16 protein-coding genes are annotated in these 17,333 nt (G+C 61.6%); 13 read left to right on the top strand and 3 right to left on the bottom strand.

The window, feature by feature from the left end; all coding sequences use genetic code 11:
• Window positions 1-30: 30 nt before the first annotated feature.
• Entirely contained in the window at window positions 31-2,778 is a 2,748-nt protein-coding gene (locus tag KUW18_RS14700; RefSeq protein WP_222561750.1) for a bifunctional acetate--CoA ligase family protein/GNAT family N-acetyltransferase, read from the bottom strand.
• A gap of 213 nt (window positions 2,779-2,991) precedes the next feature.
• Between KUW18_RS14700 and KUW18_RS14695 the strand changes: the two genes are divergently transcribed.
• Both KUW18_RS14695 and KUW18_RS14690 read left to right on the top strand, forming a co-directional pair.
• Window positions 2,992-3,939 carry a histone deacetylase family protein gene (locus tag KUW18_RS14695; protein ID WP_206938832.1) on the top strand — a complete coding sequence of 316 codons (948 nt, stop codon included), beginning with the start codon at window positions 2,992-2,994 and terminating at the stop codon, window positions 3,937-3,939.
• 145 nt (window positions 3,940-4,084) lie between these two features.
• The gene (locus tag KUW18_RS14690; protein WP_206938834.1) at window positions 4,085-4,723 is read left to right on the top strand and encodes a helix-turn-helix domain-containing protein; all 639 of its coding nucleotides are present in this window, start codon (window positions 4,085-4,087) and stop codon (window positions 4,721-4,723) included.
• 122 nt (window positions 4,724-4,845) lie between these two features.
• Here KUW18_RS14690 and KUW18_RS14685 read toward each other — a convergent pair whose 3' ends face one another.
• A complete protein-coding gene (locus KUW18_RS14685) occupies window positions 4,846-5,718 on the bottom strand; it encodes a formate dehydrogenase accessory sulfurtransferase FdhD (protein ID WP_206938836.1) in 873 nt (290 codons plus the stop codon).
• Window positions 5,719-5,866: 148 nt separating this feature from the next.
• Between KUW18_RS14685 and KUW18_RS14680 the strand changes: the two genes are divergently transcribed.
• The 11 genes from KUW18_RS14680 (at window position 5,867) to glp (ending at window position 16,752) form a co-directional block, all read left to right on the top strand.
• Window positions 5,867-6,298 (top strand): DUF3305 domain-containing protein, encoded by a 432-nt coding sequence (locus KUW18_RS14680; RefSeq protein ID WP_242520581.1) that lies wholly within the window; start codon window positions 5,867-5,869, stop codon window positions 6,296-6,298.
• Complete coding sequence (locus KUW18_RS14675) at window positions 6,295-7,086, top strand: DUF3306 domain-containing protein (protein ID WP_206938838.1); 792 nt, start codon at window positions 6,295-6,297, stop codon at window positions 7,084-7,086. The genes KUW18_RS14680 and KUW18_RS14675 overlap by 4 nt, the downstream gene beginning before the upstream one ends.
• A gap of 130 nt (window positions 7,087-7,216) precedes the next feature.
• Window positions 7,217-8,956, top strand: a complete 1,740-nt coding sequence (locus tag KUW18_RS14670; RefSeq protein ID WP_222561749.1) for a 4Fe-4S binding protein — start codon at window positions 7,217-7,219, stop codon at window positions 8,954-8,956.
• Window positions 8,953-9,633 carry a molecular chaperone gene (locus KUW18_RS14665; RefSeq protein ID WP_222163792.1) on the top strand — a complete coding sequence of 227 codons (681 nt, stop codon included), beginning with the start codon at window positions 8,953-8,955 and terminating at the stop codon, window positions 9,631-9,633. The genes KUW18_RS14670 and KUW18_RS14665 overlap by 4 nt, the downstream gene beginning before the upstream one ends.
• Window positions 9,630-9,848: a twin-arginine translocation signal domain-containing protein gene (locus KUW18_RS14660; RefSeq protein WP_206938867.1), complete on the top strand. Its 219-nt coding sequence runs from the start codon at window positions 9,630-9,632 to the stop codon at window positions 9,846-9,848. Before KUW18_RS14665 ends, KUW18_RS14660 begins: the two co-directional genes overlap by 4 nt.
• A gap of 18 nt (window positions 9,849-9,866) precedes the next feature.
• Entirely contained in the window at window positions 9,867-12,722 is a 2,856-nt protein-coding gene (locus KUW18_RS14655) for a formate dehydrogenase subunit alpha (RefSeq protein ID WP_222485915.1), read from the top strand.
• Window positions 12,723-12,795: 73 nt separating this feature from the next.
• Entirely contained in the window at window positions 12,796-13,419 is a 624-nt protein-coding gene (gene fdh3B, locus KUW18_RS14650; protein ID WP_206938871.1) for a formate dehydrogenase FDH3 subunit beta, read from the top strand.
• A gap of 9 nt (window positions 13,420-13,428) precedes the next feature.
• Window positions 13,429-14,514, top strand: a complete 1,086-nt coding sequence (locus KUW18_RS14645; protein WP_222561748.1) for a formate dehydrogenase subunit gamma — start codon at window positions 13,429-13,431, stop codon at window positions 14,512-14,514.
• A 159-nt stretch (window positions 14,515-14,673) separates the two neighbouring features.
• Window positions 14,674-15,015, top strand: coding sequence for a DUF1244 domain-containing protein (locus KUW18_RS14640; RefSeq protein WP_206938875.1), 342 nt, complete (start codon window positions 14,674-14,676; stop codon window positions 15,013-15,015).
• Complete coding sequence (gene moaB, locus KUW18_RS14635) at window positions 15,012-15,539, top strand: molybdenum cofactor biosynthesis protein B (protein ID WP_206938882.1); 528 nt, start codon at window positions 15,012-15,014, stop codon at window positions 15,537-15,539. Before KUW18_RS14640 ends, moaB begins: the two co-directional genes overlap by 4 nt.
• Window positions 15,529-16,752 (top strand): gephyrin-like molybdotransferase Glp, encoded by a 1,224-nt coding sequence (gene glp / locus KUW18_RS14630; RefSeq protein WP_206938883.1) that lies wholly within the window; start codon window positions 15,529-15,531, stop codon window positions 16,750-16,752. Before moaB ends, glp begins: the two co-directional genes overlap by 11 nt.
• Here the strand turns inward: glp and KUW18_RS14625 are convergent.
• Complete coding sequence (locus tag KUW18_RS14625; RefSeq protein WP_206938884.1) at window positions 16,747-17,328, bottom strand: ACP phosphodiesterase; 582 nt, start codon at window positions 17,326-17,328, stop codon at window positions 16,747-16,749. The two genes, glp and KUW18_RS14625, sit on opposite strands and share 6 nt — an antisense overlap.
• Between the last annotated feature and the right edge of the window lie 5 nt (window positions 17,329-17,333).

Raw genomic sequence — 17,333 nt, 5'->3', positions numbered from 1 at the left:
TGGAAGGATGCTGCGCCGGTGGCGGCGTGATCATTCCACCGGCCGTTCCAGGCGGTGCCGCTGCCAGTCACTGGTGGGCTCGTTGAGTCGCAGAACGGCATCCACCACCTGCTCCTCCATGTTGAAGCGCTGACGGAACCCCAGATGTTTCATCAGTGCCCGCATGGGATGATTGTCGATCATGATCTTGCCGAACATTTCCAGGGTACCGACACCCTTGCAGTAGCGGATCATCTTCTCCATCAGCCGACTGCCAATACCCAGCCCCTGAAGATCATCACGAATGATGATAGAAAATTCGGTGCGAATGTTGTCGGGGTCATTCCACACGCGCACCACCCCCAACATTTCCTTGCTGCCATCCTCGCACAGACGCTCTGCGATAAAGGCCATCTGGCGGTCGTAGTTGATATGGGCCAGGCGTGACAGGTCGCCTTGGCTCAGGTCGGTCTTGTTATGGAAGTAGCGAAAGCGAATACTCTCTTCCGACAGCTGACGGTGGAACTCGGTGATCAGCGGCGCGTCCTCGGCACGGATGGGGCGAAACTCCACTTCCCATCCATTGCGTAGTGTGACCGATTCTCGCAACTCCTCCGGATACGGCATGATCGCAAATCGCGCGGGCTGACCCAGGTCCATGGCGAAATCCACCGCCACCATGCCATCACGGTTGAGCAGCAAGGGGTTGATCTCTAGCCCCCGCAACCTGGGCAGGTCGGTTGCCATCTGCGACAGCGTCACCAGCACCTGGCAAAGACGCTGCGTGTCACGTTCGGGATCGCTTGAGTGCTCACGAATCAGCCGGTAGGCATGGGTGCGGCCTACCATGTCGGCCGCCAAGGTCATGTTGAGCGGCGGCAGCGATACCTGTCGGTCGGCCAGGATATTCACCTTGTAACCGCCGATGCCAAAGACGATGAGTGGGCCGAACACCGGGTCGCGAGTGATCCCGGCACACAGCTGCATGGAATGTTTGCCCCGCTGCATGGGCTGGAGACAGAATTCGCGCACCTGAAAACCTGGGAACTTCTCGGACACTTTCTCGCTGAGACGATCCATGGCGGCTGCGACGTCCTCGGGTGTGGCGATGTCCTGAATCAAGCCAGCCGACAGTTTGTGAGGATGCTGGCGGTAGCGGAATGGCCGACTGTTGCCATCATGTACCACCTTCAGGGCAAAGGGCCCCTCCACGGCTCGGGACAATTGCGCCGCGTTATCTGTGCTGTCGGGATAGAGGCTCTTAGCCACCGGCAGGCCATAGGCCTTGAGCACCTCGGCCGTCTCACTATGGGCAAGACTTTCCCTGCCCTCGGCCAGCACCCGATCGATCAGTTGATGACAGCGCTGGCGCACCTCTGCCGCAGTGGAAATGGGAAGACTTGGCGGCGTCTGCTGCAATAGCGATTGGACTCTCTGATAGTCCACCATGTGCATGAATGCCTTGACCGCCTTCTCAGGAGACAGGTAAGTGGGGATACCGGCTTCATGACAGAGATGACGGGCGTCGACAGCCTGTTCGAAGCCCATCCAACTGGTCAGCAGATTGCGCGGGAAACGTCGCCTTCCACCAATCAGCGCTTCGGCGGTGGCCCGGGAGGGCGCCAGGCGCGTGGGGGCATGAACCACCAGCACCGCATCGACGTTGGGATCCGCTGCCACCGCCTCCAACGCTGCCACAAAACGCTCTGGGGTGGCATTGCCTCCCAGGTCCACCGGATTTTCACCTGGCTTGCTGATATCCAGGTCCTGTTCGCGCAGCGCGCGTTGGGTATCATCCTCGAACTCGGCCAGGCGACCGCCGGAGCTAATCAGCTTGTCGATGGCGAGCATGGCCGGGCCTAACCCATTGGAAACGATTGCCAGCCGATCCCCTTTGAGAGGGCGCATCCGCGACAGGGTTTCCAGCGCATCATAAAGCTCATCGGAATCGTTGACCCTGACCACCCCCGCCCGGGCAAAGGCCGCATCGAAGACCTGATCGCGATGGGTGATACCCGGTGTCGGTGGCAGTCCACTCATGTCACTTTGCGCCGTGCGACCACTCTTGATGGCCAGGACCAGGCGACTGCGCGACGCATCTCGCACGGCAGTCATGAAGTGCTGGGCATCATGCACTCGCTCCAGGTGCAGCAATATCGCCTGGGTCGGCGAATTCTGATTGATGTAGTCAATCAGGTCAGGAAGCATCACATCGATGCTTTCACCCAGCGTCAGCAAGTGTGAAAAGCCAATACCTCGCCCCGCCGCCCAGTCGATCATGGCGTTGGCCAGCATGCCGGACTGCCCGAGATAGGCGACCTTGCCCCTGGGAACCGTGTGGCTCGAATAGGAGGCATTGAGGTGCCTTCCGGGCACGATCAGCCCCATGCATTCGGGTCCCAGCACGCGAATACCGGAGGCCCTGGCGGCATCGAGCATGCGCTGGCGAAGCGAGGACTTGCCGCTATGCTCATCATCCAGTTGGCTGCCTCCGGACAGCACCAGCGCAGCCCGAACGCCACTTTCGCCAAGGCGGGAAAGCAGCTTCGGCAAGCTATTGACCGGAGTGCACAGAATGGCCAGATCGACGATCTCGGGTAACTGCGATGTCCGCGCGACACAGGTGACCCCATGCACGCTGGCGTAGCCCTTGGCATTGACCGCCCAGAGTTTACCGGTGTATCCCCCATCGAGAAGGTTGCGAATGACCTGGCCTCCCGTGGAGTGCGTCTTCTCGGAGGCGCCCACGACGGCTATCGACGCGGGATCGAAAAAACGGCGCAAAAACTGGGTGCTCACGGCAAGACCTCCTGGGCGAATCGTACCCCGATGGGTGGCACCTGGCGTGCCACCCAAGCCAATAGTGGTGGAGTGTGGCGCGGTGCCCTCCGCGCGTCCACCCTTGGGTGTCACGTCAAGGGGTGTCGCCACGGTGGGCGCGTTCGACCATTGGTGACTGTCTTCCCAGGCCGTCTCACCCTTAAGGTGGCGCCATGACCGCCGGAGCCTCGCATGATTACAGCCTACTTGACCCATCCGCAGTGCCAGCGCCACGACATGGGACCAGAGCACCCGGAGAGCCCGCTGCGACTGGATGCCATCAGAGCTCAGCTGATGCGTGCAGGTGTGCTGCAGCATGCCATGCAGGCCGATGCTCGCGAGGTCACCCGGGAACAGCTTGAGCGCGTGCATGGCACTTCCTACCTGGCGCGCCTCGACGCCGCTCTGCCTGACGCCGGCCACGCCCACCTGGACGCCGACACCTTGATGAACCCCGACAGCCTGCAGGCAGCAAGCTTTGCGGCTGGGGCGGTCGTCAAGGGCGTGGACCAGGTCCTCAAGGGCAAGGCTGATAACGTGTTCTGCGCGGTGCGTCCGCCAGGACACCACGCCGAAGCCGATGAAGCCATGGGTTTCTGCTTCTACAACAACGTCGCTGTCGGTGCGGCCCACGCCCGAGCGGCCCATGGCGTGCAGCGCATCGCCATCCTCGATTTCGACGTGCACCAGTGCAATGGCACTATCGATATCTTCAAGAATGATCCCGATACCCTGATCTGTACCAGCTTTCAGTCGCCCTTCTATCCCTGGCGGTATCTCGACACTCCCTACCCCAATGTGGTGCACACGCCACTGCCTGCCGGCACACAGAGTCTTGAGTTTCGAGCTACCATAGAGCGTGACTGGTGGCCTGCGCTGGACCGTTTCAAGCCCGAACTGGTGATCATCTCGGCAGGCTTTGACGCCCATCGCGACGATCCCATGGCCGAGCTATGCCTGGACGATCAGGATTACCACTGGATTACCCAGGGCATACTCGCCATAGCGCGCCAGCATTGTGAAGGGCGCGTCGTCTCAGTGCTTGAAGGAGGCTACGACCTCATCGCTCTCGGCAGATGCGCTGAAGCCCATATGCGCGCCCTGCTGGGACTGGCCTACTCACCTTCCGCCGCCACCTGACGGCGCGCCTCCCTCCCTCTCACGGGGCTGCAAGTTACGGGCTGTGGCTTAAGAGCGGCGTCTTACGGGTAAAACAGGCAGAAGCGAAACAGGGAGGGGCTGTGTTAGCCTAAAGGAAATCAGATTTCCTATCGTGAACACCGCCATGGCGCAACATACCGATCAGGAGGCAGCGCTCGAGATTGCCTCCGGCCGCAAGGCCTTCGTTGAACCCCTCCGTCTTGGTGAGCGGCTCAAGGAAATACGCCTTGCCAACCAATGGACGTTGGAAGATGTCAGCCAGCGCACGGGGCTGGCCCGCTCGACGCTTTCCAAGATCGAAAATGATCAGATATCCCCGACCTTCACCGCCGTCCAGAAACTGATCGGTGGGCTTGGCATCGACTTGCCACAACTGCTGTCACCCCCACGCCAGCAGTCGCGCACCATGGGCCGACGCGATATGACCCGTCGCGGCGATGGTCAGCGCCACCCGACGCCGACCTACGAGCACGAGCTGCTCAGCTGCGAACTGGCTCAAAAGCGAATGATCCCGTTCAAGACGATCGTGCGGGCGCGTCGGTTCGACGAGTTTTCCGAGTGGGTACGTCATGACGGCGAAGAGTTCTTGATGGTGCTGGACGGAGAAGTCCTGCTCTACTCGGAGTTTTATGAGCCGCTGGCGTTGGCCGAGGGGGACAGCATCTACTTTGACAGCGACATGGGCCATGCACTGGTCTCTACCAGCAAGGAAGACGCCACGATCCTGTCCGTCTGTACGCGACGGGAAGCGGTGAGCGGTTAAATTCTGGTCGGCGCCAAGGCGCTAGTTGCTGGTCCGTGTGGTGACTTGAGCATCGTGGCATGCGTGAAAAGAGCCAAGGTCTCGTCAAGGAGCGCTTCTTACTCACTACCGCCTACATCGACCTACTGCCGGCGCTGAAGATCCCCCGGCCGGGGATCAGGCTTGGCATCATGGATAAACCGATCTCGCCCATGGATGATCTGCAGTCTGCGCCCCTTGGCGCGGGCAATCAGCAGCACCCCAAACCTCTCGGCAAGCTCGACACCTTTCTGGGTAACGCCTGAGCGGGATACCAGTATCGAAATGCCCATCTGCGCCACTTTGAGCACCATCTCGGAGGTCAGTCGCCCGGTGGTGTAGAAGATGTCGGGTACCTGCCCATCCCCCGGCGTTAACCACTCACGCCCGGCCAGAGTATCCACGGCGTTGTGGCGCCCCACATCCTCGACGAAGTCCAGCACCTCCTGCTGGCGGCACACCGCACAGCCATGTACCGCGCCCGCACTGCGGTAGGTGTCGTTATAGGCCCCTAGTGCCTCCAGCAAGGCGTAGATCACCGATTGACGTACCGGCTCACGCGACAGTGCTGCCATCGAGGTCTGATCCAGCAGGCGGCCGAACACCGTGCCCTGGCCACAGCCAGTGGTAACGGTACGCTGGCCCAGGCGCTGCTCGAGATCGTCGGGCTCCTCTCGCGTCACCACGGCCGCAGCCTCTACCTCCCAGTCCACCATGACAGCGTCCAGGTCCTCACGCCGCTGTATCAAGCCCTGATTGCGTAGATACCCCACCACCAAGGCCTCAGGGTCGGCACCAAGGGACATCAAGGTGACGATCTCCCGTCGATTGAGGTACACCGTCAAGGCCCGCTCTGCGGCGATCGCCTGGCGACGGGGATGACCAAATTCATCGACAACCTCGATCTCGAGTGTCGCTGGCAACTGCGCGTAGCTTCTCTGGACCTTATGCTGGCTGCTGGGCTTGCTGAATGACATGCAGACTCCTGGAGGTAGGTGGCAGCCATCGTAAGGGCGTGAATCAAATGCCTGTTAACGGCATAATGCATGTTGGGTATCATTGAATGAGCGTTCGCTGATACTGTCGTTCCCCAGAGGCAAGGATGCCGCACGGAGACAATACACCATGACTGAGATGTCCAACAGGCGACAACTCAGCCTTGACCTTGGTCACCACGACCGTATGGTCAAAGGCTTTCGCCAGCGCAACTGGGAAATCACCGGCCTTGAACCCGGAAACAGCGGTCCCTGGGTGCTGACGCTGGTGCTGAGCATGACCGAGCGTGCCGCCTACCGCTTCAACCTCGAGTCCCAGACCCCACGCCTGTTCGTTCGCGCTGGCCACAGCGACCTGCCTCCCAAGCCCGACGCGGTCACCGCGAGCCAGGATGTCGCTGCCAACTGGATGGACGGTGAACACCGAGTGCTCGCCACACCCATGCCCTTGGCCCTGCAGGCCTGGGTCGAGGCCTATCTGGCAGCCCATGGCGAAGCGCCGGCAGAGGGGCGCAAGAAGAAGCGCAAGGGCGCAGGCCGTGCCCGGGAGAACACTGCATGAGCCGCCTGTCGCGCTGGTCTCAGCGCAAGCTGGATGATCACGAAGCGCCTGACCACTTAGCGTCCGTGGATGAAACGCAGCGAACCATTGGGGCCGGCACGGCGGCCGGCATTGCGGCTGGCAACGAGCCGGAAGATGCCCCCAGTGATCGTATGTACGCTCCCGGGCACGCCGCTGTGCCAAGCCCAGCGCAAAGCCCGGCGCAAGCGCAACCGACGAAAGCTGCAGAGGGCGACGCCAGCGAGTCTGCTGCTGGCGCTGACGCCACCGCCCTGCCCGATCCAGAGACGTTGGTTCCAGGCAGTGATATACGCGCCTATCTTGAGCCTGGCATCGACAAAGCCTTGAAGCAGCGTGCCCTGCGGCAGCTTTTCAGTGCCGAGCGCTACGGCATTCGCGACGGTCTGGACGACTACGACGATGACTTCCGACAGCGCCTGACACCGCTGGCCAAGGAAACCGCCCAGCGCTTGCGCCGCTGGTGGGATAACGTCGACGACGCGACTGACGATCGGACTCTCGATGCCGATGCCGACAGTGTTGATCAAGACAGTGCTGATCAAGAGGCTGGCGACCAGCAGGCTTTTGACCACGGCATCGCCGAGAAAGACGCCGCTGGGCATGCGCAGGACCAAGCTACCAACGAGGGTGGTGCCACTCCTTCTCGCCCACGCACAGGCCGGGAGGAGTCTACCTCAGCATGCAGTAAGTCTCACTGCGAGACGCTCAGCGAAGACACAGCGAGGGGCGACGACCGGGACCTCTCGGGAGATACATCTCAACCCTGACCTCATCAACGTTTGGCCCACGTCTTCGACCAAGGGCGGTTGGCGAATTTGAGATTGACCGCTCACACTGAGTCCTAGACACATAAGAAAAAAATGATAACGACCAATACGTTCTCGACCGTGGAACAGCATGAACCAAAGAATTGCGACGATACCGGTAGACCAGGAGGTCAACCGGAAAGCCCGTGAGCGCGCACTTGCCGCCAGCTCATGGCCAGTCAACCTGGCAGCCTCCTCCGTCGGCTATCAGAGTCATGGCCATGTGCTGGCCATCGGTGACAGCCGTGCCCTGACCGCCCTGCTGGACCGCCAGGGAGACGCATCATCCCTGGCCAGCCTGACGCTGGTCGTCACCGACGCCGGATATCAAGCGCTCACGACCCATGCTGATCTGCGTGCCCATGCCGATCTGCGTGTCTTCGTGCAACCACTGCTGGGCAAACACCCTACGGACCTGCACCTCGAGGGCTACCTAGGCAACTTCAGGTTGTGGCTGCCGACACCCGATGGGCCTATCAACCTGGCCAAGGCGCTGCTGGAACGTGACGGCCATGACCTGGTCATCGACCTATGCGCAGAGCCCAGCCTGCCTCGTGAGCTTCCTCCTCCCGGGTACTTTCACGCCCCTGTTGCGGGGGAGCAGCGCGACACCCTCATTGATGGTCTGGCTGACTGGGTAGGCGACTTCGAGAAGCCTCGCTACTTCCAGATTCACAACGATCGCTGCGCCCACTCCACACGTGGCTTTGAAGGCTGTACTCGCTGCCTGGAGGTTTGCCCAGCCGACGCTATCCACAGTGTTCCTGGAAGGATTGGCGCGCACATCGAGATTGACCCTCAGCTGTGCCAGGGCGTAGGTAGCTGTTCCAGCGCATGCCCCACCGGTGCCATCGAGTTTCGCCAGCCTCACAGCCTACGTCAGCAGGACACCTTGCTGGCGTGGCTCGATGGGTATCACAACGCTGGCGGCACGTCGCCGGTCGTGCGCTTCGTCCAAGCCGACTACACCGATCATCAACAACCCGACGCGCCCCACGTGATCGACGTGGCCCTGGAAGATCTTGGCGCCGCCGGTGCTGACCACTGGCTATCGCTGATCGCCGCGGGAGCGTGTGAAGTCCGCATTGTCGACTACCCCTCCATGCCGCCGCGCCTCGCCGCTCATCTGGAGGATCAGCTGGCTCAGGCTCGCGGACTGCTCGCGGCACTTGGACATTCTGAACAGCGACTCCAGCGTTTTGCCGCCAACGACCCGCTCAGCAGCGATGCTTTGCCCCGCCATGCGGGTTTGCCCACCCGCCTGAGCCGCCTTGACGACGACGCCGACAGTGACGGCGATGATGAGCAGGGCAAGCGGCGACGCCTCAACCGAGTGCTGGAGCACCTGGCGCTCCATGGCGAGCAGGATGGTCAACGACACAGCATGCCAGGCGGCAGCCCTTTCGGGGGCATCGACGTCAATAGCGATGCCTGCACCCTATGCATGGGCTGCGTCGCCAGCTGTCCCACGGACGCGCTGGCCGCGGGCGGGGACACACCTAGGCTCGACTTTCGTGAGGCCGACTGTGTGCAGTGCGGTCTATGCGCAAAGAGCTGCCCTGAGTCCGCCATCACGCTGCAGCCCGGATTCTTCGCCAGCCCAGCGCGAGCGGACTGGCGCGTGTGCCACGAAGACAGCCCCTTTCACTGCATCTCCTGCGGCACCGCGTTCGCCAATCGCGGCACCATCGAGGCCATTCAGCAAAAGCTCGCCCAGCATCCGTACTTCAGCGGTGATCAGGCACGCCGTCTGGAGATGTGTCAGGACTGCCGCGTCAAGGATGTATGGCAGGAGATGGCGACCAACCCGGAGGCTCAGCTCAAGGTATGACGGCTCAACACTCGCCCACCGACATCTCGCCCGGGCAGGACGATGAGGCCCGGGCCCTCAGAGCGGACATCTACGCCCTGCTCGCCGCCTTGCTGAGAACGCCACCCGACAACGCACTGCGTGAATGGCTGGCTTCTCTCGAGACATCGACAGACGACATACGTTTCGCCCAGGCCTGGCAGCGCCTGGCGAATGCCGCCGCGGACAGTACCAGCGAAGGGCTGAAACGCGCTCACTTCGTTCACCTGGTCGGCGTCATCCAGGGCGATGTGCTGCCTTACGCCTCCTACTATCGTGAAGGCGGCTTGATGGAAGCGCCATTGGTCGCCCTGCGCCAGGAGCTGCGCACGCTTAACCTGGAACGCTCTCCCGATGTGAGTGAGCCCGAGGACCACCTGGCCGCCCTGTGCGAAGTCATGGCCATGCTGGTGGCGGAAAGCCATCCCCACGAGGCCGGTTTCTTCCATCGCCACCTGGCGCCATGGGCCACTGACTGTGCACGGGATCTCGCCGCCGTGGCATCGCCCTTCTATGCCGCCATCGGCGCGCTGGCGTCACTCTTCTTCGAACGCGAACGCAGTCAGTTGCAGGCTACGCCCCACCCCTCATCCCAGACCCTCGGCATGGCAACCCCAGACGTTCGTCGCCAGCCCCAAGGAGCAGGAGATCAAGCATGAGTGCTACCCCCGATACACAACGACGTCGCTTCCTGAAGGTGCTTGGCGGGGGCACGATTGCCGCTGCCGGGGCAGCGGTCGTGGTCAGCCAGACGGCTCAGGCGACAGCAGAGGACAACGCCGACGCCTCATCGGCCAAGCGTGACCCAGCGTCTTCCGGCAATTACCGGGAGACAGAGCACGTGCGTGCTTTCTATGACTCTCTACGCGACTGATACCCAGGAGATCCTGCTATGCGTCTGACACGCACCTCTCACACTCCCAAGGCATCCGGGCTGGGTATCTCGCGGCGACAGTTCCTCAAGCGCAGTGGAGCCGCCACCGGCGGTGTTGCCGGCCTAGGTCTACTTGGCAGCCCGATGATGCGTCGCTCCGAAGCCGCCGAGAAAACCCCGTACAGCGACGCACCGGTAGAGACACGCCGGACGATATGTTCACACTGCTCCGTCGGCTGCGGCGTCTATGCAGAGGTTCAGGAAGGCGTCTGGACCCACCAGGAACCGGCCTTCGATCATCCGATCAATCGCGGCGCCCACTGCGCCAAGGGCGCCTCGTTGCGTCAGCATGGCCACTCGACGCGACGCCTGAAATACCCCATGAAACTGGTCGCCGGCGAATGGCAGCGGCTGTCCTGGGATGAGGCCATCGACGAGATCGGCGCCAAGGTGCTGGAACTGACGGATCAGCATGGGCCAGATAGCATCTACTGGCTGGGATCTGCAAAGTTCAGCAATGAACAAGCCTACTTGATGCGCAAGTTTGCGGCGCTGGCGGGCACCAACAACACCGATCACCAGGCCCGTATCTGCCACTCCACGACGGTGGCGGGCGTTGCCAATACCTGGGGCTACGGGGCGATGACCAACTCGCTCAATGACCTCCAGAACAGTCGTTCGATCCTGTTCATCGGCTCCAACCCCAGCGAAGCGCATCCCGTGGCCATGCAGCACGTGCTGCTCGCCAAGGAGCGCAGCCAGGCCGAAATCATTGTGGTGGATCCTCGCTTCACCCGCACCGCAGCGAAGGCCGATCACTACGTGCGGATTCGTCCCGGCTCTGACGTCGCCTTTATCTGGGGACTGCTGTGGCATATCTTCGAAAACGGCTGGGAAGACCGTCAATACATTGAGCAGCGCGTCTATGCCATGGACGAGGTGCGCAATGAAGTGGCCAACTTCCCGCCCAGCGAGGTAGAGCGAATCACCGGCGTGCCCGAAAATGTCATGCGGGATACCGCAAGGACATTGGCTGACAACCGCCCGGGTTGCATCGTCTGGTGCATGGGAGGCACCCAGCACACCACCGGCAACAACAATACTCGCGCCTACTGCATTCTCGAGCTCGCCCTGGGCAATATCGGCAAGTCAGGTGGTGGTGCAAACATTTTCCGTGGCCATGACAATGTTCAGGGCGCTACCGACCTGGGACTGATGTCCCACTCGCTGCCCGGTTACTACGGTCTCGCCGAGGGCGCGTGGCAACACTGGGCCCAGATCTGGGGGCTGGACTACGAGTGGCTCAAGAGCCGTTTCGACCAGACCGAGTACGCCGACGGCTACCCGATGAATTCCAGCGGGATCACGGTGTCTCGCTGGATTGATGGCGTGCTTGAGGACGATGCTGATATTTCGCAGCGCACCAGCCTCAAGGCGATGTTCTACTGGGGACATGCCGTCAACTCCCAGACGCGTGGCACCGAGATGCAGAAGGCCATGCAGAAGCTGGAGATGATGGTCATCGTCGATCCTTATCCGACTGTGGCTGGCGTCATGCATGACCGCACCGACGGCGTCTATCTGCTGCCGGCCGCCACCCAGTTCGAAAGCTACGGTAGCGTGACGGCCACCAACCGCTCTGTGCAGTGGCGTGACCGTGTGGTAGAACCCGCGTTCGAAGCCAAGCCCGACCACGCCATCATGTATCTGCTTAGCCAACGTCTTGGCTTTGCCGACGAGCTGTTCAAGAACATCCAGGTCAATGGCGATGAGCCACTGATCGAGGACATCACCCGAGAATTCAACCGCGGGATGTGGACCGTCGGCTATACCGGCCAAAGCCCTGAGCGGCTGAAGGCCCACCAGCAGAACTGGCACACCTTCAGTTTCCGTGACTTGCGTGCCGAAGGTGGGCCGGCTGACGGCGATTACTACGGCCTGCCCTGGCCGTGCTGGGGCACGCCAGAACTTGGCCATCCAGGCACTCCGATTCTGTATGACACCAGCAAGCCGGTATCCCAGGGGGGGCTGACCTTCCGTGCTCGCTTCGGTATCGAGCATGAAGGCACCCCTATTCTGGCGGACAACTCCTTCAGCGCCGGGTCTGATCTCGAGGATGGCTATCCTGAATTCAGTGCCGACATGCTCAAGGACCTGGGCTGGTGGGACGAGCTGACCCCGGAGGAAAAACAGGCTGCAGAGGGCAGGAACTGGAAGACGGATCTGTCCGGCGGCATCCAGCGTGTCGCTATCGCCCACGAGTGCGCCCCCTTCGGCAATGCCAAGGCGCGCTGCAATGTGTGGACCTTCCCCGACCCGATTCCCAAGCATCGTGAACCGCTCTATACCTCGCGACGTGACCTGGTCAAGGACTATCCCACCTGGGAGGACGTGGCCTCCCATTATCGCCTGCCGACGCTCTACCAGAGCATTCAGGAAAACGACGCCAGTCAGAAGTACCCCATCATCATGACGTCTGGACGTCTGGTCGAATACGAAGGTGGCGGCGAGGAAACCCGCTCGATGTCGTGGCTGGCCGAGTTGCAACAGGAGATGTTCGTCGAGATCAACCCTGCCCTGGCCAATGACCTGGGCATCCAGGACGGCAACATGGTCTGGGTCGAAGGTGCAGAAGGTGGACGCATCAAGGTCAAGGCCATGGTCACGCCGCGGGTGGCCAGGGAAGTGGTTTTCATGCCGTTCCACTTTGGTGGCGTGTTCCAGGGAGAAAGTCTTGCCGACCGCTACCCGGAAGGCACGGTCCCCTACGTGATCGGCGAGGCGGTGAATACGGCAACGACATACGGCTATGACTCGGTGACCCAGATGCAGGAAACCAAGTGCACGCTGTGTCGTATCGAGCTCGCGAGCTGAACCGTCGAATCGAACAAGAGATCGGGACCGGTGAACAGCCCGTCCCGACCTCCGGGAAACCAGGAGTTGCAAGATGGCCCAAATGAAATTCATGTGTGACGCAGAGCGCTGCATCGAGTGCAACGGCTGCGTTACCGCCTGCAAGAATGCCAACGAGGTCGAGTGGGGAATCCAGCGCCGGCGCGTGGTCACCCTGAATGATGGTGAACCCTCCGAAGTCTCCATCTCGGTGGCCTGCATGCACTGCGATGACGCCCCCTGCATGGCCGTCTGCCCCACCGACTGCTTCTACAAGACAGATGACGGCATCGTCCTGCACGACAAGGACCTGTGTATCGGCTGCGGCTATTGCCTTTACGCCTGTCCTTTCGGCGCCCCCCAGTTCCCTCAGCAGGATGCCTTCGGCGAACGCGGCAAGATGGACAAATGCACGTTCTGTGCTGGTGGTCCCGCGGACAGCCCGGAAGAAGAGTACGAGAAGTACGGCGCCAACCGTATTGCGGAAGGCAAGCTGCCGCTGTGCGCTGAAATGTGCTCCACCAAGGCTCTGCTGGCCGGTGATGCCCAGACCGTAGCGGATATCTTCCGCGAGCGGGTCGTCCGTCGCGGCCACAAGGACGGCGCCTGGTCCGCTATCGGCAACGGGTCGCCCTCGGCGATCGACGCAATGGCCTACGATGCGACTCAAGACCAGTGAGGAGGCCCCATGAACATGCGTGATGTCTTGAGCCGGCTGGGCCAGGGGTTTCGCTTGCCACGGCTGGCGATAGCCCTTCCAGGAATAGCCCTGCCCGGTTTACTCCTGCTGGTCGCCCTGGCCTTTGGTAGCGCTGCACTGGCTGCCGACCCCAATGCGGAGATTGCGGTCGCCGTGCCCGCCGCTGACGCAGATACCTGGCGACAGGTGAAGGATGGTGAGTCCTTCATCGATACTCGCCATGATTCCACCTACAGCCTGATCAACCAGAGTGGTGAGACCTGGCGTCAATGGCGCAACAAATGGGTATCGCCATTCGGGCTGGTGGCGGTGGGCGGTATGCTGGTCATGATCACGATCTTCTATCTGATCGTGGGGCGCAGCCAGCTCGATGAACCGCGCACCGGTCGCAAGCTGTTGCGCTGGTCGGTCTTAAGCCGAGCACTGCATTGGACCTTGGCCACCCTGTTCCTGATTCTAGCGCTGACCGGGCTCAACATTCTGTATGGCAAGTTTGTGTTCAAGCCCTTGTTCGGGGATGCGGTATGGGCGGCCATGATCAGTGGCACCAAGTTCCTGCACAACTATATCGGCCCCTTCTTCGGCATCCTGCTGATCTTCGTGCTGGCGAAATTCCTGAAGCACAACTGGATCAAGCGCCATGATATCGAGTGGTTCAAGCAGGGGGGCGGCATGATCGGGGACAAGCATCCGGATGCGGGCTTCGCCAATGGCGGGGAGAAGGCGTGGTTCTGGATGCTGGCGACGGCGGGCATGGTGGTCTTTGCCAGCGGACTGGTGCTGGACTTCCCGAACTTCGATCAGAGCCGCGACACGATGCAGTGGGCCAACATCATTCACGCCGTAGGTGCACTGATTCTGACCGCCGTTTCCTTCGGCCATATCTACATTGGCACCCTCGGCACAGAAGGTGCGTTGGAAGGCATGACAACGGGATACGTCGACGAGACATGGGCCAAGCAGCACCACAACTTGTGGTACGAGGAGGTCAAGGATCAGGCCGGTGAAGCACCAGCGGCACAGCCCCACGACGATCAGGCCGACAGCACCCCCTCCTCGTCCTCACCCTCGTGATCATCAAGGGCTATTGTCCATCGCAGTGACGGTCAAAGCTGCACATCGCTTCACACGTCGCCCCGACTCATGTTCGGGGCGACGTGTTTCTTGCGGGCGGGCTTGGCGTTACCATCATGGCATCCGGCTTTGTGCTCGACATATTTTCTGGAGAACCTCATGCAACATCTCGATGAACACACGCGCACTGAAGTGGAAGCGGCAGCCTTCCGTCGTCTCCTGAAGCACCTTGATGACAACAAGGACGTCCAGAACATCGATCTGATGATCCTGGCAGACTTCTGTCGCAACTGCCTTTCCAAGTGGCTGGTAGCAGCCGCCGATGAGCGCGGTGAAACCATCGACTATGAAAGCGCCCGCGAGTACGTCTACGGGATGCCCTACAGCGAATGGAAGGAACTCTACCAGGCAAAGGCCACGCCAGAGCAGATGGCCGCCTTCGAGGCACGCCAGCAGACCAAGCGTGACAAGCAGCAGAGCAAGGAGAGCCCGAGCTCATGAGCCACGATGCCATGATCGGATTGAAGATCGCCGTCCTCACCGTCTCCGATAGCCGAGATGAAGCGACCGATCGCAGTGGACAGGCATTGGTCCAGCGCCTGGAAGATGCCGGTCACCAGCTGGCCGACAAGCAGATCGTCATCGACGATATCTATCGTATTCGTGCGGTGCTGTCCCAGTGGATCGCGGACCCGGAGGTTCAAGTGGTGCTGACCACGGGCGGCACCGGGTTTACCGGCCGTGATTCGACGCCAGAAGCCGTCAGTGTGCTGCTCGACAAGCGAATTGAAGGCTTCGGCGAACTCTTCCGCCAGCTGTCCTGGCAGGAGATTGGAAGTTCTACCGTCCAGAGCCGCTGCCTGGGCGGCATGGCCAATCGCACGGTCATTTTCTGCCTCCCTGGTTCTACAGGGGCTTGCCGCACCGCCTGGGATGGCATCCTTGCCGAACAGCTGGACAGTCGCCACAAGCCCTGCAATTTTGCCAATCTCGTGATTGCGGAGCGCGGACAGCATGACCATTGAGCCGTCGAGCAGGCTGGCACCGATGCAGGACGCCCTGGACACCCTGCTGGAGGGCGTAAAGGCCCTCCCCGAGGAGACCGTCAGCTGCGACGTCGCCGACGGCCGAGTGCTGGCCAGGGACGTCAAGGCCGTGCTGGACGTACCGCCTTTCGACAACAGCGCCATGGACGGCTATGCCCTGCATCATGAGGATGCCGGCCGGCGTCTACCCGTGGCGCTGAGGATGGCGGCAGGATCGCCCACGGCGAAGCTTGAACGAGGCACCTGTGCACGCATCTTTACCGGTGGCGTGCTGCCACAGGGCGCGGACTGCATCGTGATGCAGGAAAAGGTGGAGCGTGACGGCAATATCGCGATCATGCCAGCGACGATTCCTGCCGGCGACAACGTGCGCAGGCAAGGGCGTGATGTCACCAGTGGCGATACCCTGCTGGCGGCGGGCACGCGCCTGGATGCCGCTGCCCTGGGGCACCTGGCAGGCCAAGGCATCGTCGAGGTGGCTGTCCACCGCCGACCCCGTGTCGCCCTGCTGTCGACCGGTGACGAGATCATTGACCCGGGCAAGACGCTAGCCCCCGGTCAGATCTACAACTCCAATCGTGCCATGCTACTCAGCTTGCTGCAGCGGTTCGGTGCCGAGGTGGTACTGACCCGCAGCGTGCCAGACACTGCCGAGGGTACTCGCGCTTGTCTGTCTGAAGCTGCCGCGATGGCCGATCTGGTGGTGTCTACGGGTGGGGTCAGCGTAGGCGAGGAAGACCATGTCAAGGCAGCCCTGGAACAGCTGGGTCACCTGGATCTATGGCGCCTCGCCATTCGCCCTGGCAAACCCCTGGCGTTGGGCCAGTTGCCGAATGCAACAGGACATGCGACACGCTTTGTAGGTCTGCCTGGCAATCCAGTCTCCAGCTACGTCGGTGCCTGGCTATTCTTGCGCCCACTGCTCGGCAGCATGCAGGGTTGCCAGCAAATGGCTGAGCTACCGCGCCTTTGGGCACAAAGCGATTTCAGCACCAGCACGGGGCCACGCCAGCACTACATGAGGGTTTCCCTCGACTTCCGTCAGACTGGCATTGCGGCGAAAGCCTTCGACGACCAGAACTCAGGCGTTCTATCTTCCTGCATCAATGCCGACGCCTTGGCCGTCATTCCACCGCACACCGAGATAAGCCCTGGAGATGCTGTCGAGTGCCTGTGGCTACGAACGTCATGAGAGACGTGGGGAGACTTCCCAGTGGCGACGGGTATCCCGCCACAGGATGGCGAAGTCTTCCCGCAGGACGTCGTAATCCTGCTCCAGGTGCGGCACCAGTTCCGCCAGCCGATTGGGACCCGATAAACGCGTACCGATGCCGGCAATCGCGCGGGTGGTGAACGCCAGGCTGGAATAGCGCCGCAACCAGTCCTCACGCACCATCACGGGCACCATCTGGGCCAGCCGCTGCGGCGCACCATGCCGCTCGAACAGTCTGTAGCAGCGATCAATCAGCTCGTCTCGCTCGCGCCACTGATCGCCGCTCAGCTCATCAGCGAGAAAGTGGTCCCACATCATGTCCAGCGCAATACCGGCAACGCGACGCCCATCTGCTGGCGCACGAGCCCTTGCGGCAGCGACTCGGGGGTGATGATCGACAAAGGCATCAACCTGGCGATGATGGAGCACGCCTTCCGCGACTGGTGCTGGCCACGCAGACAGGTCGGTCCCCTTGACGCCGTCGGCAATCAAGTTGCCGAGCAGAAAGCCGTCACTGCCCTCGCGGGCCAGCCAGCCATGAGCCAGGAAATTCACAGCCG

This window comes from Halomonas sp. DP5Y7-2, assembly GCF_019802025.1.
GTDB classification, from domain to species: Bacteria; Pseudomonadota; Gammaproteobacteria; order Pseudomonadales; family Halomonadaceae; genus Halomonas; species Halomonas litopenaei_A.
The sequence above is the reverse complement of the archived record's forward strand: the minus strand, read 5'-3'. Positions and strand labels throughout refer to the sequence as shown.

Excerpts from the sequence above, each read along its gene's own strand:
- KUW18_RS14680 (WP_242520581.1), top strand. The coding sequence starts at position 5,867 with ATGACTGAGATGTCCAACAGGCGACAACTCAGCCTTGACCTTGGTCAC.
- KUW18_RS14660 (WP_206938867.1), top strand. The coding sequence starts at position 9,630 with ATGAGTGCTACCCCCGATACACAACGACGTCGCTTCCTGAAGGTGCTT.
- KUW18_RS14695 (WP_206938832.1), top strand. The coding sequence starts at position 2,992 with ATGATTACAGCCTACTTGACCCATCCGCAGTGCCAGCGCCACGACATG.
- KUW18_RS14670 (WP_222561749.1), top strand. The coding sequence starts at position 7,217 with ATGAACCAAAGAATTGCGACGATACCGGTAGACCAGGAGGTCAACCGG.
- moaB (WP_206938882.1), top strand. The coding sequence starts at position 15,012 with ATGAGCCACGATGCCATGATCGGATTGAAGATCGCCGTCCTCACCGTC.
- KUW18_RS14690 (WP_206938834.1), top strand. The coding sequence starts at position 4,085 with ATGGCGCAACATACCGATCAGGAGGCAGCGCTCGAGATTGCCTCCGGC.
- glp (WP_206938883.1), top strand. The coding sequence starts at position 15,529 with ATGACCATTGAGCCGTCGAGCAGGCTGGCACCGATGCAGGACGCCCTG.
- KUW18_RS14665 (WP_222163792.1), top strand. The coding sequence starts at position 8,953 with ATGACGGCTCAACACTCGCCCACCGACATCTCGCCCGGGCAGGACGAT.
- KUW18_RS14645 (WP_222561748.1), top strand. The coding sequence starts at position 13,429 with ATGAACATGCGTGATGTCTTGAGCCGGCTGGGCCAGGGGTTTCGCTTG.
- fdh3B (WP_206938871.1), top strand. The coding sequence starts at position 12,796 with ATGGCCCAAATGAAATTCATGTGTGACGCAGAGCGCTGCATCGAGTGC.
- KUW18_RS14685 (WP_206938836.1), bottom strand. The coding sequence starts at position 5,718 with ATGTCATTCAGCAAGCCCAGCAGCCAGCATAAGGTCCAGAGAAGCTAC.
- KUW18_RS14675 (WP_206938838.1), top strand. The coding sequence starts at position 6,295 with ATGAGCCGCCTGTCGCGCTGGTCTCAGCGCAAGCTGGATGATCACGAA.
- KUW18_RS14640 (WP_206938875.1), top strand. The coding sequence starts at position 14,674 with ATGCAACATCTCGATGAACACACGCGCACTGAAGTGGAAGCGGCAGCC.
- KUW18_RS14655 (WP_222485915.1), top strand. The coding sequence starts at position 9,867 with ATGCGTCTGACACGCACCTCTCACACTCCCAAGGCATCCGGGCTGGGT.